The following is a 14,963-nucleotide window of genomic DNA, read 5'->3' on the forward strand; positions in this document are numbered from 1 at the left end:
TTTTAAAAAATTCACGTGCTTCTCCACTTATTCCTTATACTAATATATTATTCCAAGTATTTCAATTAAAATTCACCATTGTCATAGCTATTGTCAAAAGCCGTATCCGCAAACTCACCCCACATATCGGCATACTTTCCGGTGGCCCATTCGGTCATGATAATGGACTCTCCTTTTATAAGAGGTATTTTAAGCAACTGCTTGCTTATGGTATTCTTGTTTTGAACAGTATAAACAATTATATTATCTTCCGATGCCAATATAACGATATCCTTATTAGGTGACATATATGCATCCCTTGTCCACGGTGATCTGGATTTAATTTCATTCCATGGAATATTCATTTCATCATAGTGTATTAGCTTTGAAGGAACCATCTGCTTCAAATCAAAATCTTCAAACTTCCTGTCTCCAGCTGTGTCCTTATAATAAAGGCGGCTTTTCATTATCCAATGTCCGTTTCTTCTCTGCAAAGTAAAATTGTCTTCCTCCGTCTGATGGTTCAGTTTGTTTGCCCTTATGCTATCCAAAGAGGAAATAAACACTTCTGCCGATTGCTTTAAAGTATTGGCAGAGCCACCTTCAATTATATCTGACAGAAGCACCGGCTTTTTCGTTGCCAGATTGTCTATGGGTAAAACCCCAAGTCGCATGTCACTTTCAATACCTATATAGTCGTTCCCAACAAAAAGTATTTTTGAATCAGGCTTTTTATTTATGGTATTTATTTTGCTCATAATCTTTGGTTGGTGTTTTTTGGACAGTTCTGCAAAAGGCTCCGCATAAATATTTACCGAATTGTCAGTGGCTATGGAACCAATTTCCCAGAACCCCTTTGCCCTAGGAACTACAAGTTGGCTTGTATATAATTTTGCTTTGGCTTCACGGTTTTTAAAATAAAGCCATAGTGTACGGTAATTGTTATCGGCAGATCTTATTCCCAGAAGAACTCCCGACCTGAGCAAGGGGTCTTCCTTATAATCCCCACTGTCTATATCCAAACCTACACTTCCAAGACTTTCTGCTCTGATTTTTTCATCTATGTCCACAGAAATTCTTTTCAATGCTAAAAAACCACCTTCCATGTATACATATGCCGTATTTGCATCTGTAACTATAAGCTCATGAAAAAGCTGGTTATCTGTAGTTATTGTGACTATATTCACATTTTCGGTAGTAATTCCAAGTACGTCTTCACTAATACGGTATTTATTTTGTATAAAAGTACCTGCGGATGTTCTTATACTTTTGTATTGAGGGTTAATACAGACATCTTTATAAATAGCACTGACCTCATTATCAAAAACGGCTTCCTTCCCGATAAACTGTTCATACTTCTCCTGTTTTCCAGGTATTAATGCACTATTGTCAGTCAAAATATAATTCTGTATTTTCCATGTACCTTTTACTGCAATATTCTTGCCTTCCGGGGGCTTTATGGTATCCTCAATACTGAAATTAACGCTGCTGCAGCCTGAAAATAAGGATGCAGAAATTAATAATAATATGGTTAAAAGTACTCTGATTTTCTTTGCCAAAATATCAGCCTCCAAATGGAATCCTTACTGTTACAATTGTTCCTTTATCAAGTTCGCTTTCAATATTTAGACTTCCATTATGCAGCTTTACTATCTCATCGCAAATTGAAAGCCCCAGTCCGGTATGAGAGTTGCTGCTATTTCCCTTGTAGAATTTTTCCGTCACCAGAGGTAATTCTTCCGGGCTTATGCCGCAGCCCGTATCCTCAACTCTAAAAACAATATTCTCATTCTCCATAAATGAAATTAAAGCTACCTTTCCGTTCTGAGGAGTAAAATTGAAGGCGTTTCCCAACAGATTAATCAAAAGCTGAGTTATTCTGTTTCTATCCAATTCAACAATGGGAATCTTTTCACATTTAACATTAAAGCTAATTTTTTCTTTTTTAGCTCTATTACTCATTTGTTTCTCTATATAGTCAATAATTGAACTGACGTCTGTCTTTTCTTTTTTTAGCTCAACATTCCCCGAGACGAAACGGGAAAAGTCCAAAAGTTCCTCAACCATGTCTGTTAGACGATCGCTTTCCTTTACAATGATATTCAATCCGTCACTAAGAATTTCCCTGTCACTGTAATCATCATCAATTATGGTATTTGCCCAGCCTTTTATTGATGTCAGCGGTGTTCTAAGTTCATGTGAAACAGTAGATATAAAGTCATTTTTGATTCTTTCTCTTTTTTGTATTTCTGATGCCATGTAGTTCAGAGTGTCCGAAAGCTTACCTATCTCATCATTTCTGCTTTTGTTTATTCTAACATCGAGATTTCCCTCTGCCATTAATTCGGCTGCTCCCGTTACATTTTTCAACGGATGTATGATACTGTGTGCAAGTGCTATACTAATAGTACCTGCAACGAGAATAACAACTATTCCTATTATTATAAATATCATTGAAATATTAAATATTATTTTATCAACATCTTTCAACGATGTAATAAACCTCACTACTCCAACCTGCTCAGTATCTGATTTCAAAGGATAAGACACAATCATAATTTGCTCACTGCCATTGTTTAGTCTCCCTATCCAGACACCTTTTTTGCCCAGCTGAGCCTGCTTGAAGTCATTGCCGGACACATATTCTCCCGACTCAAGTCCTTGGGAATCCAGCAATACTTCCCCGTTGTTTCCAACAATCTGAACCTGTCCTGTAGTTTGTTTCCAGAATAAATCGGCATTGTCCATAATGTTAACATCCAAAGGGACATCAGAAAAATATCGGGTATAAAAGTCAGAAGCTGTCTTGATTTGATTTGTCAAAATACTCTCGACATTATTGTAGAAATAAAAACGCGTAAAATAAACAAGCAGTGCTTCAAAAGCAAGAACGCTTATAAGTATAATCAGTATGAAATTCCTTACCAATCTGGCCTGAATACTGTTTTTAAATGTCATAGAAGTCATTCCTTCCGCCATCTGTACCCAATACCCCACACTGTTTCGATAAACATACCGTGGGAATCCTTATCTTCAATCTTGCTTCTTAGTCTCCTTATATTGACATCAACTATTTTGGTATCTCCCATATAGTCATAGCCCCATATCTTGTCCAAAAGCTCATCTCTGGTAAATGCTTTATTTTTATTTTCCAGAAAGATTTTTAATAAGAAAAATTCTTTTGGTGTAAGCAGAATCTCTTTATCTTCCTTAAATACTCTTTGAGAATAAAGCTCCAGCTTGAATACACCACTTTTCAATGTATCCTCTTTACTATCTGCTGCACTTTTCCCTCCCAAACGTCTTAAAAGGGATTTTGCCCTCAGAATAAGCTCTGTAGTATTGAAAGGTTTTACAACATAGTCATCAGCACCGTACTCCAAACCCTTTATCTTATCTATATCCTGTCCTCTGGCTGTCAGCATTATAATTCCCAAGCCCGGCAACTCTTTTCTAAGTGTTTCACAAACCTGAAATCCACTTATTCCGGGTAGCATAACATCCAGTAGTACAACATCCGGATTTTCCTGTCTTGCTTTCAATAGTCCCTCTTCCCCTGTTGCTGCTTCGATAACAATAAAATTGTGCTTTTTGAAGTTTATTTTCAAGAAACCCCTTATACTTTCTTCATCTTCTATTATAAGAACTTTATTTTCCATATAAAAGAATTCCTTCCTACTTTTTCTTGTAAGCGTTATGATATACCTGTCCACTCTGAAGCTTTACCCCTCTGGCAGCAAAAAGCTCATCAATGGTGACCAATTTATAGCCCTTTGCAGTTAAGTTTTGTATTATTGCTTCGGCTGCCTGGGCAGTTGGTTTATACAAGTCGTGCATCAGCACAATGTCTCCGTCTTTTACCTTACCAACTACTTTATTTACTGTAGTTGTCTTACTCTTTGTCTTCCAGTCTAAAGTATCTATGGACCAAAGAATTAGCGGAGCGCCTGCGGATGATTTTACCCTGTTATTTACACTGCCATAAGTCGGTCTTATTATAGACGGTTTTTTTTGAATAATGTTCTGTAATATATCAGATGTTTTTGTCAGTTCCTTCTTTATACCGGCTTCATTTAGCTTTGTTAACTCTTTATGGCTATAGCTATGATTGCCAATCTGATTTCCATTTTTTGAAATTTGCTTTATAACAGCCGGATACTTCTCTGCTCTGTTACCTACAACAAAAAAGGTTGCATGTCCGTTATATTTCTTCAGAGAATTGAGTATCTGTACTGTGTACTGTGGATGAGGCCCGTCATCGAAAGTGAGTGCAACCATAGGTTTAACTTTAACAGGGGCCGGCTGTTTCGGCTTTTCCTTTTCCGGCTTTACCTTTTCCGGCTCTACAGGTTTTTTATCATCCGGCTTTTTGGTATCAGAGGGAACTGTTGGGTTCTCTTTAGACTCCTGAGAGGGTTCTTTTTTATTATCATCAGCTTCTTTTTGATTTTCTATTTTTGTTTCAATACTGCTATCATTGTTGTTATTTAATATTTTAGCTTCTTTGACAAATATCGTTGCAACCAAAACTATCAATACTAAAATGGCAATTGTTACCCCAAAAAATTTTTTCAATTTATTTTCACCCATACCCCTTTTTATTATATTATAATTATTTCAACTACCTTTATTTTATATTTATTTCTTTTTTGAGTAGTTACAAAACTACAAAAAAAAAGTTACAAATAAGTAACCTTTATATCTTTAAATTGTCAAAAGCCCTTTGCATTGCATTTAAGGTTATTTCTACAAATTCTAATAGAGTAATATTCAGTTCTTTATAATGCTTTATATGTTCAAAGTTTATTCCTTCAACATCTGATTTTGTAATATTTTCAATTACCATTTGGGCTGTAACATCTGAAAGGTTTTTATCAGGCAGTTTATCGGAACAGTAAGTTATTAACTGAGTAAGGTGATCTGCAGCATATAATACTTTATCCATTTTTCTTTTTCGTGGTATTTTATGGTAATCACTTTGAGAACGGATGCAGTATATAATCGATTCGTCTATATCAAAATTCTCGAGTATCTGAGCGGCTACAATACTATGTTTTTCCGGATCGCCGGTTGTTTTTTCAATATCAATATCATGCAGCAGCCCGGTCAATCCCCACGTCTCAATGTCGGCATCATAATATCTCGCAAACTCTTTCATTACTGCTTCCACCACTAAAGAATGTCTAAGAAGATCCTTATCGTACAAACGGACTTTGAGTTCTTCAAAAGCCTCATCTCTATTCATAATCAACCCTCCAGAAGCCGTAAATATAGCTATAGAATGTAATAAAAATGCATCCTACAACTCTTTTTTAATATTAGCATAGTATTATCTGGAATATCAACCAGTATATTATACCCATATTATATGCGAAAATATGCCTAACATGCAAAAAGCCCAAGTGTACGATATACACTTAGGCTTAATTTTATAAGTACAAATTAACCAACTCTATCTATCAACAAGTAAAGAGCAATAGATGTAACGAGAAATGCAATCGCAGCAAAAGCAGTATACTTTCCAAGCAATGCATCAATAGTACGACCCTTGTTCTTGCCGAAGAATGTCTCCGCTCCTCCTGCTATTGAGCCTGACAAACCAGCCTGTTTTCCCGACTGTAGCAATACAATAATAATAATTGAAACAGCAAAGACAATGTGAAGTATATTAACAATCCATTTTGCAGCTTCCAACTTAAACACCTCCTAAAATAGACAAGTCAAATTTTATCATACTTAAATGGAAAAAACAAGTCCGGAGACTTGTTTTTCTAATTTATTTTATAAAATAACTCTTTCCAAAAAAATTTGTGGGGTACAAGCTTAGCGCCCATATTTTTCTATGATATATGATTTTCACTTAGCATTTCTCTCAACCTTTAATGGTTCAATAATGGTTCAGTTTAAAAGGCATTAAGAAAGTGTTTTTAACGCCAAGCCGTACCCCGTAAACTAGGAAGGATATGTTTTGTATCTGGCTTTTATTAATGTTATTTTAGGTTAAACCATGCTTTTATACCCGGAAATTCTGCAACTTCTCCCAGTTCTTCTTCTATTCTTAATAATTGGTTATACTTAGCAACTCTGTCTGTTCTGGAAGGTGCCCCGGTTTTTATTTGACCTGAATTTGTTGCTACTGCTATGTCAGCTATAGTTGCATCCTCTGTTTCGCCTGATCTGTGAGATGTAACTGCAGTATAACCTGCACGGTTGGCCATTTGTATTGCATCAAGTGTTTCTGTAAGTGTACCTATCTGGTTTACTTTTATGAGGATAGAGTTTGCAACACCCTGCTTAATACCTTTTTCAAGTCTCTTTGTATTGGTTACAAAAAGGTCATCCCCTACCAGCTGAATCTTGCTGCCCAATCTCTCGGTCAACAATTTCCAACCTTCCCAGTCCTCTTCTGATACACCGTCTTCAAGAGAAATTATTGGATATTTATTAACCAGGTCAGCCCAGTAATCTACCATCTCATCTTTGCTCTTTCTTATGTTTGTTTTCCAGAAGAAATATGACCCATCTTCTTGATACATTTCGGTTGCGGCGGCATCAATAGCTATTCTGAAATCATCCCCGGGTTTGTAGCCGGCTTTTTCAACTGCCTCTAATATTACCTGAATTGCCTGTTCATCTGTTTCAAGATTTGGTGCAAAGCCACCTTCATCACCTACAGCAGTACTAAGGCCTTTGCTATGCAAGACTTTTTTGAGATTGTGGAATACCTCGGCGCACATTCTAAGGGCTTCCTTGAAGCTCTCTGCACCAACAGGCATTATCATAAATTCCTGTATATTTACGCTGTTATCAGCGTGCTTTCCTCCGTTTATTATATTCATCATAGGCACCGGAAGTGTCTTTGCATTTACTCCTCCGATATATTGATACAATCCTAATCCCAAAGCCTCCGCAGCAGCTTTTGCAACAGCAAGGGATACACCCAGTATTGCATTGGCACCCAATCTTTCCTTGTTAGGTGTACCATCAAGATCAATCATAAGTTTATCTATGGCAACCTGGTCAAATATATTCATTCCTTCTACTTCAGGTGCTATAGTATTATTTACATTGTCTACTGCTGTTTCCACGCCTTTTCCCATATACCTGTCGCTGTTTTCATCTCTCAGCTCAATAGCCTCGAAAGCACCGGTTGATGCTCCGGAAGGTACAGAAGCACGTCCGACAAAACCACCCTCGGCAATAACCTCGACCTCAACAGTCGGATTTCCTCTGGAATCAAGAATCTCTCTAGCGAAAACGCTTTCAATTGGTATATATTGTTTCATACTTAATTCTCCCTTCAAGGTAGTTATTCTTAATTAGGATACCATTTGGCCTACTTTATTGTAAAATATTTCCCTAAACATTATTTACCTATCGTTTCTTATTATATGTAGATGTTTAGATAAAATACAAAATATAACTTAACATTAATTGGTATCCTTATTAAATTTTTTATTTAATATATACCTACCACCGGGAACGATTTTCAAACACCTAAAAAACTAAATAAGCGGAAGCAGTGCCTGTCAAGAACACTGCTTCCGCTTGACTAAGCTTTACTTTTATTGATTTAACTCTTTAACAGGCCTTGCCTCAATATACCCTCTATATCCCATTGGAGCAAGCTGAAACCTTGGAGCTTCATCGTCCGCCCACTGAAATCCATATATTTCAGGGTTATAGTTTTTTATTACCTTCCAGAGATATAATATAGATTCCTCAAACTTTTCATCTTCGAAAGGCTGTCCCTGAAAAATCATCATCTTGCAAGGATTTAAGTCTATTGTTTCAAATCCCTCCGGAATGTCTCCGGAATAGTCCAGGGGTACTTCAACCCCCTGAACATATTGTGACGTACCGGGCTTAATCATTTTTTCCGGCAGCCACATTCCTGTGGGCTCGTAAATTGCTTCCTTTATACCTGATAATATATCCCATATACCGCAACCAACTTCTTCGCAATATTCAAAGTAATGTTTAGCATTTCGTCCTCTCTTTAATATGAGCTTTCTCGCAGGTCTTTCAACTACTTGCACAAATACGGTTTCAGTACATGAGTTAGGATTCTCAGCCATATTATCCTCTCCTTTTTGAATTCTAAGGTAATATCCACGGATTTCTTTCGGAATAAAGAATCTTATTTCCGGTTTTGTTTTCGAATACTGTTTCGGAGTTATGCCAAACTGCTTTGAAAAGGCTCTGGTGAAACCCTCATGAGAATCAAAAACAAAGTCAAAAGCAGCATCAATAACTTTGATATTGTTATCTCTGAGTTTCTCAGCGGCCATATTCAATCTCAATAACCTGATATACTCAAAGGGAGCTTTACCGGTAAGCTCTTTAAATATCCTCGCAGCATACCAAGGGGAGTATCCCGCTTCGTTAGCTAGCATGTGAAGCGAGATAGGTTCTAAGATGTGCTTCTCAATGTAGTTTTGCATTTTCTCAACGGTTTTTATCTTACTCCATGTATCCATTTTAATCACCTCAAATAAAAGGATATCATCAGGTACAACGGATTTCTTGACCTTCTTTGCAAAGAATAAATCTCAAGTATAAATTTGAGGTTTTTCCTTACACTAGTATTGTATCGCATATTTTGTTCGATTTCAACATTTTTTAGAATAATTTATTCTATTTTATCAAATGATTTTTTTGGCCTGTTATATTTATATTTGGAGGCATATTATGAGATTTGGTGATAGATTAAGAGAACTAAGGGAAGAACGAGATATTACCCAAAAGGAATTGGGCGAATTAATAAACGTTTCTGCCAGAGTTATTGGTTACTATGAAGCTAATGACAGATTTCCAAGAGATGAAAATGTATTAAAAACCATTGCTGATTACTTTAATGTGTCTGTGGATTATCTTGTTGGCCGTACCGAAATCAGACATTTTTCCGATGATTTTGTAGCAGAATCAAAAATCCCTTATAATCTGGATGTTAAGGGGCTTCCTGATGAAGCTCTGAAAAAGGTTGAGGAATATATTGACTTAATTAAAACCAAATACAAAACCAATAACAATTCTCCTAAAAAAAAATAAATACTCCCGGAATGTCACTTGGGAGTAAACATAAATAATATTTTTTACTATGTCATTAGCATTGAATTACTTTTAAATATCCTCAGTTCCCTTTCATACTCGCTTATAAGCTGTTGCCTTCTGTCTTCAAAAGTACCATGGTCCTGGATAAAATCAGTATCTTCATGTAAAAATCCATTGTTGTCTGCATTATCATTAGTCCCTTGGGGCAATATATGAATTATTTTCCCCATAGTGTTGCTCATACTTACTCATCCCTTCCAAATAACTCTTTCTTCTTTCTTTACTTTTCTTTAGTATATCAAATTTTTTAATTAATACATTAAACAGTTCATCTCTATAGTAATTAACCATAAGGATATGTACATAAGCCATAAAGGGCTTTACAAACTCCCTGATTTCTTCAGTAGTTCTTCCCAACAGCTGTTTTTCAGATATTTCAATCTGTAAAAGTGAAACTATTCCCTCATTTTCACAAAATACGGGGATAGCAATATATTGTTCAATATTCTTTTCGGTACACTTTTTACCGTATACAAATTCTTTTTTTATCTCACCTACGTTTTTCAATATATGTAAATCATTCTGCTTTTCATTAAATATTTTTACATGGTAATAACTCAAATCACTGTCAAGATAAAAGTGTTTATCAAATATACTTGGCGAAATCTGATTTGAATTACCATAACTTATCATTTTAATGTATTCCCGGCCTGTTTTTTTCTCCTTAAACCTGTGCATCAGAGAAACCTGATGAGTGTCGTTTTCCGTTGAAATTTTAATAGCATCATAAATGTTGTGGCATACCAGAGAGGCAATGTCCTGATAACTGAGAGTACTAAAGTCAGCTTTTGAAGGTATTATAACTGCTTTAACACAGACACTTCTGGTTATGTCGTTGAGTTTTCTGCTAATTGTCTGATTGATAACGGCTTCCCGGTTTATTACTTCTTTCAGGCATTTTATTCTGCGATCCTTGTATTTCTGATAATTATCAATGGTTATTGTTATCCAATTGTACATGATAATAAACACGAATGTTACCAGTATATGCAGCTTATCTCGGTAAAATTCCTTTTCATAGATATTATATGTCTTAAAATCAGTAAGTTGCATTTGAAAAGCAAATACAAAAGTAAAAAGAAAGTTTACAAAGGTTCTGAAATACGAGGACTTGAGCAGTCTATAAAAGTAATAAAGCACAGAACCCAGCTTTTTGTAATTGTTAGAAAACTTCTTAAGCTGCAAAATCACTTTCGAAGGTTTTTTCATTAATTGCACCTCCCTTTTACATAATATATTCTATATATGGTAAAATTATCCTTTAAAGGGCAATAAAAAATCCACCGTTTTTTTATTAACCCCGGTGGATTTTCATGAAATATAGTTATAACAGCACTTTGAACGATTATATTTTTTATTTTTGAAGCAGTGAAGTTCCTGTCATTTCAGCAGGCTTATCAACACCCATTATGTCAAGCATTGTAGGTGCCAGATCAGCAAGTCTTCCTTCTTTAAGAGTTGCATTTCCCAAACCGATACCAATAAGTGGTACTACGTTTGTTGTATGTGCAGTGAATGCTCCTCCATTTTCATAATCAATCATCTGCTCTGCATTTCCGTGGTCTGCGGTTATCAATACCACACCGCCCTGTGCAGTAACAGCATCAACTACCTTTCCTACACATTCATCAACTGCTTCAACAGCAGCCTTTGCTGCGTCAAATACACCTGTGTGTCCAACCATGTCACAGTTAGCAAAATTAAGAATTATTACATCGTATTGTTTTGAATCAATTCTCTTGACTGCTTCCTCAGCAACTTCATATGCACTCATTTCAGGTTTCAAGTCGTAAGTAGCTACTTTCGGTGAAGGTATAAGTGCTCTGTCTTCTCCTTCGTACTGTGTTTCAACACCGCCGTTGAAGAAGAAGGTAACATGTGCATACTTCTCAGTTTCAGCAATTCTCAGCTGTCTGTAGCCAAGTCTGCTTACGTATTCTCCGAAGGTATTATCCAGAGTCTGAGGCTTAAACGCAACCACAACGTTTGGCATTGTCTTGTCATACTGTGTCATACAAACAAAGAATAGAGGGAAGAAGCCTTTTACTCTATCAAATCCTTTGAATTCAGGGTCAACAAAGGTTCTTGTTATTTCTCTTGCTCTGTCAGGTCTGAAATTGAAGAATATTACAGAGTCATTTGCATCTATTGTAGCAACGGGCTTACCGTTCTCCATTATAGCCGTCGGTTTTACGAATTCATCAAATTCTTTTCTTGCAAATGATGCCTCTACAGCTTCAACAGCTGAATTTGCAGTTAATCCTTTTCCGGATACCATTACATCATATGCAAGCTGTACTCTTTCCCAGCGGTTGTCTCTGTCCATGGAATAGTATCTGCCCATTACAGATGCAATTTTACCCACTCCGATTTCTTTAAGCTTTGCTTCAAGTTCTTCAGTATATACCTTTGAGCTGTCCGGCGGAACATCCCTTCCGTCATAGAAGCAGTGAATAAACACATCTTTTAGTCCATTCCTTTTTGCCATCTCAACTAAACCATACAAATGTGTGTTGTGGCTGTGTACTCCGCCGTCAGATAAAAGTCCGAACAGGTGAAGTCTGGAATTATTCTTTTTACAATTCTCAACTGCCTTTAGAAATTCCTCTTTTTCAAAGAAATCTCCAGCTTTTATTGACTTAGTTATTCTGGTTAATTCCTGATAAACAATTCTTCCGGCACCGATATTGGTATGTCCAACCTCAGAGTTTCCCATCTGACCCTCAGGTAGTCCTACATCCAGACCGCTTGTATGAACAATGGTATTTGTATATTTAGTAAGATAGCTGTCCAAATTTGGCTTGTTTGCAGCCTGTATGGCATTTCCTTCTTGTTTCGGGTTGTTTCCGAAGCCATCAAGGATCATTAATGTTACTAATTTTTTTTCCATATGGTTATCTCCCTCTTTTAATGTTACTATAGTTAGACCCTCCAGTACTAACCGGAGGGTCAGATAATTCATTTTATGCTTAAATCTAAATTATTTGCAGACAGAGAAGATTTATGCTTTTGCTATTATTGAGAAATCCTCAACCTTTAAGCTTGCTCCACCAACAAGTCCGCCGTCTATATCAGACATTCCAAACAAGTCAGAAGCGTTCTTTGCATTTACGCTTCCGCCGTACTGAATTCTAACTTGTTCAGCTACTTCTGAACCATAAAGTTCTGCAACCAATTCTCTGATAATTGCGCAAACTTCATTTGCCTGTTCATTTGTAGCAGTCTTACCTGTTCCGATTGCCCAGATTGGTTCGTATGCAATAACGAGCTTGCTAACCTGTTCAGCAGTCAAGCCAAGTAACGCTACCTTTATCTGATATCTGATATGGTCAGCTGTAACTCCCTGTTCTCTCTGAGTGAGTGTTTCACCGCAGCAGATGATTGGAGTCATACCATATTTGAATATTGCATGAGCCTTTTTGTTTATCATTTCGTTGGTTTCACCGAAATATTCTCTTCTTTCGGAGTGACCGATTATTACATAATCAACACCAAGGTCTGCAAGCATTGGGCCGGAAACTTCTCCGGTAAATGCTCCGTTTTCTTCCCAGTGCATATTCTGTGCTGCAACCTTTATGTTTGAACCCTTAGCAGCTTCAACAACTCCAGGCAGGCAAACAAATGGAACACCAACTACCACTTCATTTTTTGCATCAGCAACAGCAGGCTTTAATGCATTTACAAATGAAACAGCCTCAGAAGCAGTCTTATTCATTTTCCAGTTACCCGCAGCAATTACTTTTCTTGGATTCTTATCCATAAGTACTGCTATACCCGGAAGCTCTTTACCTTCGAGGAATTCAAGAGAAGCTCCTCCACCTGTTGAAATATGTGTAATCTTATCAGCGAAACCAAGTTGTTCAACTGCAGCAGCTGAATCTCCGCCTCCAACTATTGAAAGTGCTCCTGATTCTGCAACTGCCTTTGCTATTTCCTTTGTACCTGTTGCGAAGTTAGGGAATTCAAATACGCCCATAGGTCCGTTCCAGATAACTGTCTTTGCTTTCTTTATTTCTTTTGCGAATTTTTCTATTGTAAGTGATCCTATATCCATACCCATCCATCCGTCTGGCATTGCATCTGATGGAACGTATTTTATTTCAGTATCGTTCTTGAATTCCTGAGCTACCATACTACCTATTGGAAGCATCAGGTTAACTCCCTTAGCTTCTGCTTTTTCCATAAGAGTCTTAGCAAGCTCAACCTTATCGTTTTCACAGATTGAATTTCCGATGTGATATCCTTTTGCCTTTAAGAAGGTATAAGCCATACCACCACCGATTATCAAAGTATCAACCTTGTCAATGAGGTTTTCAATAACTGCGATTTTGTCTGAAACCTTTGCTCCACCGAGGATTGCTACGAATGGTCTTGCAGGGTTAGCCAATGCCTTACCCATGAATTCGATTTCCTTCTTTATAAGGAATCCGCATACAGCAGGGAGATAGTCAGCCAATCCTGCAGTAGAAGCGTGTGCTCTGTGAGCAGTTCCGAATGCATCGTTTACAAATATTTCAGCCATACTTGCAAGTTCTTTTGCAAAGTTAGCATCGTTCTTTGTTTCTTCCTTGTGGAATCTTACGTTCTCAAGCATAAGAACTTCGCCGTCTTTTAATGCAGCAGCCTTTGCCTTTGCATCTTCGCCTACAACATCTTTAGCCATTATTACTTCTTTTCCAAGAAGTTCGCCAAGTCTAACAGCTGTCGGCTTCATGCTGAATTTATCTTCAAAACCTTCCTTTGGTCTTCCTAAATGGGATACAAGTATAGTCTTAGCTCCCTTGTCAACGAGATACTTGATTGTAGGAAGTGCTCCAACTATTCTCTTGTCATCAGTGATCTTTCTGTCTGCGTCCAGTGGCACGTTAAAATCAACTCTTACTATTACCTTTTTGCCGGCAACATCAATGTCTTCAATTGTTTTTTTGTTCATCATGCTCATAACTTCACGCTCCTGTATATATTTTTATTTATTTAAAGATGAGTCAAAATTTAGGAAATGATTGCAATATGTATAATATCCAAATTTCCATTCAAATAACCAAAGTAATTTTACCTCTTTTTACTGGCTATTTCAATACTTTGTTAGCAAATTAACATATTTGCGTTCTTCTTTGAAGTTGAATAAAAGCCCACTAACTGCTATACTTTGAAAGATAGTATGGGCAATAAAAAGTTTTGCCAAAGCTATAGTTAATTTTAAGGAGCTAATATGAAGTTACAAAAGCCTAAGATACCTGAAAAATTAATTCAATCAGAAAGTATAAATGAAATAGTGGCTAATTTAACCTCTTCAGGTTATGATATTGAAAATTATTACTTTAAAAATGACTGTTTTAGTGATATTTCTTCCATTTCTGTGGAATTTAACAAATGTATCATTGAAAAATGTCGCTTTAAGAAATGCGATGTTCAGAACTTTGTGTTCGACAATGTTATATTCAGGGATTGTGATATTTCAAACATGGATTTCAGCGATGCCGTATTCAGAAATACCGAATTTATCAACTGTAATCTGACTGGTATCATACTTTCTAAGGCAAGGCTTAGTGATATATCCGTCATCTCCTGCAATATGCAGTATTCTAATTTAACAAGTGCAGATATCGCCCGGAGTCACATTGAAAAGTCCAACCTCTCTAACAGCTACATATGGGAAGCAAATCTAAAGGATGTGGAATTTGAACAATGTACTCTGGTATCAGTAGAATTTACAGGAACTATGCTAAAAGGGATTGATTTTACCTCCTGTAAAATGGAGGGTCTGCTTATCAGAGGGCCTGAACTCAAGGGAGCCGTAGTCAATGAATTTCAAGCCCTATCCTTGTCAAAGCTGCTAGGTATAATCATTAAAGAATAATCGTAGTTTT

At 36.7% G+C, this 14,963-nt stretch carries 14 protein-coding genes; 2 read left to right on the forward strand and 12 right to left on the reverse strand.

Going from position 1 to position 14,963, the window contains the following annotated elements; translation table 11 throughout:
• Positions 1-65: 65 nt before the first annotated feature.
• The 8 genes from L323_RS31130 to L323_RS31165 form a co-directional block, all read right to left on the reverse strand.
• Entirely contained in the window at positions 66-1,538 is a 1,473-nt protein-coding gene (locus L323_RS31130; protein ID WP_020815576.1) for a hypothetical protein, read from the reverse strand.
• Between the two features lie 4 nt (positions 1,539-1,542).
• The gene (locus tag L323_RS31135; RefSeq protein WP_020815577.1) at positions 1,543-2,958 is read right to left on the reverse strand and encodes a sensor histidine kinase; all 1,416 of its coding nucleotides are present in this window, start codon (positions 2,956-2,958) and stop codon (positions 1,543-1,545) included.
• Positions 2,943-3,638, reverse strand: a complete 696-nt coding sequence (locus L323_RS31140) for a response regulator transcription factor (protein ID WP_020815578.1) — start codon at positions 3,636-3,638, stop codon at positions 2,943-2,945. Before L323_RS31140 ends, L323_RS31135 begins: the two co-directional genes overlap by 16 nt.
• Before the next feature lie 16 nt (positions 3,639-3,654).
• Complete coding sequence (locus tag L323_RS31145) at positions 3,655-4,554, reverse strand: polysaccharide deacetylase family protein (protein WP_242835269.1); 900 nt, start codon at positions 4,552-4,554, stop codon at positions 3,655-3,657.
• Between the two features lie 121 nt (positions 4,555-4,675).
• Positions 4,676-5,224, reverse strand: a complete 549-nt coding sequence (locus L323_RS31150; protein WP_020815580.1) for an HDIG domain-containing metalloprotein — start codon at positions 5,222-5,224, stop codon at positions 4,676-4,678.
• Between the two features lie 197 nt (positions 5,225-5,421).
• Positions 5,422-5,673 (reverse strand): preprotein translocase subunit SecG, encoded by a 252-nt coding sequence (secG, locus tag L323_RS31155; RefSeq protein WP_014314216.1) that lies wholly within the window; start codon positions 5,671-5,673, stop codon positions 5,422-5,424.
• Positions 5,674-5,969: 296 nt separating this feature from the next.
• Positions 5,970-7,265 (reverse strand): phosphopyruvate hydratase, encoded by a 1,296-nt coding sequence (gene eno / locus L323_RS31160; RefSeq protein WP_020815581.1) that lies wholly within the window; start codon positions 7,263-7,265, stop codon positions 5,970-5,972.
• Between the two features lie 279 nt (positions 7,266-7,544).
• The gene (locus L323_RS31165) at positions 7,545-8,459 is read right to left on the reverse strand and encodes a helix-turn-helix transcriptional regulator (RefSeq protein WP_020815582.1); all 915 of its coding nucleotides are present in this window, start codon (positions 8,457-8,459) and stop codon (positions 7,545-7,547) included.
• Between the two features lie 211 nt (positions 8,460-8,670).
• Between L323_RS31165 and L323_RS31170 the strand changes: the two genes are divergently transcribed.
• A complete protein-coding gene (locus L323_RS31170) occupies positions 8,671-9,030 on the forward strand; it encodes a helix-turn-helix domain-containing protein (RefSeq protein ID WP_020815583.1) in 360 nt (119 codons plus the stop codon).
• A gap of 47 nt (positions 9,031-9,077) precedes the next feature.
• On the opposite strand, the gene L323_RS31175 is transcribed toward L323_RS31170, so the two are convergent.
• The 4 genes from L323_RS31175 to tpiA all read right to left on the reverse strand — a co-directional run bounded on the left by L323_RS31175 (position 9,078) and on the right by tpiA (position 14,035).
• The gene (locus L323_RS31175) at positions 9,078-9,263 is read right to left on the reverse strand and encodes a hypothetical protein (protein WP_020815584.1); all 186 of its coding nucleotides are present in this window, start codon (positions 9,261-9,263) and stop codon (positions 9,078-9,080) included.
• Complete coding sequence (locus L323_RS31180) at positions 9,226-10,302, reverse strand: hypothetical protein (RefSeq protein WP_020815585.1); 1,077 nt, start codon at positions 10,300-10,302, stop codon at positions 9,226-9,228. The genes L323_RS31175 and L323_RS31180 overlap by 38 nt, the downstream gene beginning before the upstream one ends.
• Positions 10,303-10,447: 145 nt before the next feature.
• Positions 10,448-11,983: a 2,3-bisphosphoglycerate-independent phosphoglycerate mutase gene (gene gpmI, locus L323_RS31185; protein WP_020815586.1), complete on the reverse strand. Its 1,536-nt coding sequence runs from the start codon at positions 11,981-11,983 to the stop codon at positions 10,448-10,450.
• A 111-nt stretch (positions 11,984-12,094) separates the two neighbouring features.
• Positions 12,095-14,035, reverse strand: a complete 1,941-nt coding sequence (gene tpiA, locus L323_RS31190; protein ID WP_020815587.1) for a triose-phosphate isomerase — start codon at positions 14,033-14,035, stop codon at positions 12,095-12,097.
• Between the two features lie 270 nt (positions 14,036-14,305).
• On the opposite strand from tpiA, the gene L323_RS31195 reads away from it, so the two are divergent.
• Entirely contained in the window at positions 14,306-14,953 is a 648-nt protein-coding gene (locus L323_RS31195; protein ID WP_020815588.1) for a pentapeptide repeat-containing protein, read from the forward strand.
• Positions 14,954-14,963 lie beyond the last annotated feature (10 nt).

The organism is Ruminiclostridium papyrosolvens C7, assembly GCF_000421965.1.
GTDB classification, from domain to species: domain Bacteria; phylum Bacillota; class Clostridia; order Acetivibrionales; family DSM-1351; genus Ruminiclostridium; species Ruminiclostridium papyrosolvens_A.

Bases quoted from the DNA above. Each gene is read 5' to 3' on its own strand.
- L323_RS31135 (WP_020815577.1), bottom strand. From the start codon at position 2,958: ATGGCGGAAGGAATGACTTCTATGACATTTAAAAACAGTATTCAGGCC.
- L323_RS31140 (WP_020815578.1), bottom strand. From the start codon at position 3,638: ATGGAAAATAAAGTTCTTATAATAGAAGATGAAGAAAGTATAAGGGGT.
- L323_RS31150 (WP_020815580.1), bottom strand. From the start codon at position 5,224: ATGAATAGAGATGAGGCTTTTGAAGAACTCAAAGTCCGTTTGTACGAT.
- eno (WP_020815581.1), bottom strand. From the start codon at position 7,265: ATGAAACAATATATACCAATTGAAAGCGTTTTCGCTAGAGAGATTCTT.
- L323_RS31165 (WP_020815582.1), bottom strand. From the start codon at position 8,459: ATGGATACATGGAGTAAGATAAAAACCGTTGAGAAAATGCAAAACTAC.
- L323_RS31170 (WP_020815583.1), top strand. From the start codon at position 8,671: ATGAGATTTGGTGATAGATTAAGAGAACTAAGGGAAGAACGAGATATT.
- L323_RS31175 (WP_020815584.1), bottom strand. From the start codon at position 9,263: ATGGGGAAAATAATTCATATATTGCCCCAAGGGACTAATGATAATGCA.
- L323_RS31180 (WP_020815585.1), bottom strand. From the start codon at position 10,302: ATGAAAAAACCTTCGAAAGTGATTTTGCAGCTTAAGAAGTTTTCTAAC.
- gpmI (WP_020815586.1), bottom strand. From the start codon at position 11,983: ATGGAAAAAAAATTAGTAACATTAATGATCCTTGATGGCTTCGGAAAC.
- tpiA (WP_020815587.1), bottom strand. From the start codon at position 14,035: ATGAGCATGATGAACAAAAAAACAATTGAAGACATTGATGTTGCCGGC.
- L323_RS31195 (WP_020815588.1), top strand. From the start codon at position 14,306: ATGAAGTTACAAAAGCCTAAGATACCTGAAAAATTAATTCAATCAGAA.